Source organism: Endozoicomonas sp. SESOKO3, assembly GCF_024606255.1.
On the sequence record NZ_JAHHPR010000226.1, the window covers coordinates 1 to 1,807 of the forward strand.

General features: G+C 54.2%; 1 protein-coding gene. It reads left to right on the top strand.

Going from position 1 to position 1,807, the window contains the following annotated elements; translation table 11 throughout:
• Window positions 1-1,807: hypothetical protein (locus KDK18_RS03980; RefSeq protein ID WP_257253370.1), on the top strand; the 1,807-nt coding region annotated here is incomplete at both ends.

Below are 1,807 nucleotides of genomic sequence, written 5' to 3' on the forward strand. Positions count from 1 at the left end.
ACCGTCGGCTGCAACAACTCACCGGCGATTACTTTTCCCCTTACCGGTTGATGCCTTTACCGGTTGCCGATGCCGAACTGCCTCTTGCACAGGCCAGAATACCAACAGAGCGTCACATGAGTGCCTTTGTCCGTGCCGACTCAATCGGTGACCCGTTGTCGGGGGTTGGGTTACTGGCCTATGGTGATCGGTTCAGGCAGGCGATTTTTTTCCAGACCCAGCAAGCGGGGCACCAACTGGCCCGGCAGGTCACAAGCCCACCTTCCGATGCGATGGCAACACTGTTTACCCATCACTTGCTCAGGTCCCTGCAGGACATTGTCGCACCCGGTGGCAATGACATAGACCCGTTCCGGGTCTCCAGCCCTGACCTGCTGGTTTCTGTATTGGGAAAAGATGACCTCTCTGCGCTCTATTCCCAAAAGGTACGAAATGACTTTTCCGAATTGGGCCAGCAGTATGTCAGGTCGCTGAGAGCGTTATTGGGTCACTGTCTGGCGGACAAACTGGCAGAAAAAAAAGTGCCAAGACTGAACGCCAGGAAAAGGAGTGCACACAGAAAATTGTTCCAACATAGCCTTTCCCTTGGGGTTAAAAAAAGGCTGAAGCAGCAACCGGATGGCACTGTCAGCTTTACTGATCCAGTGTCGCAAGCTTTTGTTGAAGAGGCTTCTTATAAAGACAACCTGCCCGTTGTCACAGACCCCCGGGGCGGAACTTATGTTCTGGTGAACGTGCCAGAGATTCACAGCGCGGCGTTTCCGGATAATCTGCGCAATGTCCTGTTGATGCTACAGTCCTCGGGTCCCCTGGAGCAAGCCACTGCCCAGACACTGATCAACACGATTGAGACAGCCTATTCCCGTCACTCCCCCTTCCTGGTTGAGCAGCGGCTCGATGAAAAAATCACCCGACTGGCTCTGAATGATGTGGTCACACTGGCTACTGAAATGGATAACATCGACACGGAACATAAGGCAGCCCGGAGCCTGACACAAAAGTTGTTGTTGCGTCTGGTGGGCAGCGTAGTGAACACCCTGGAAAGCGGAGGCACGCCGGATCGCCAGCAGAAGCTGCTGATTGCGGAGCTATCCAACCGGCTTCCCGATAACAACAGCGGTCTCAGGATCCCGCTTCCGGATAACCGCGAACGCGTGGTTTACCTGGATCCTTCCCTGCCCTTCAACCAGGATCAACATTCTTCCTCACGGATCGTGCTGGGGGTTCGTTCACCCTTTTTTCTTACGGCCATTGATAATAGTGCCTATCGTTCCCAGCTGCGTGAGCTGGCAACACTGAATGGCATACCAAGACAACTCAATGGCGTGCTGCGTTATTTTAACCGACCCAATGAATTCATCGATAGCCTTCTGGCCTGGCATAAATGGCAGACAGAGAATAATTTGGAGGCGATAAGGCCGATCGTGGATCTACGGCTGGAATCCAGCCGGTTGATTGCGGACAGTCGGATGATTGTCCGGCGATGGCAACAAAATGAGCCGGTCATCATTCAGGTCGGGCTGTCGGATGTACGACCAGGATCGTCTGATCGTCGCCTGGCCCGGGTGATGACCGGTTCCTATGGGCTGGCTCTGCTCCTGCAACTGCAAGCAAGGCAGGCAGCCCGTCCCGATATCGACAGGGCTTTGGCTATATGGCAAATAAATTACCAGTATTACAGCGCTGGCCGTTACGGTTTTGACAACGCTCTGACCATGCGGCAATTACCCGCCAACAGTGATCCGGTCTACCAGCTGCTGGTCCGTGACAGTCATGACTGCGGGCTTAAGTTTGCTCGGGGTACTGC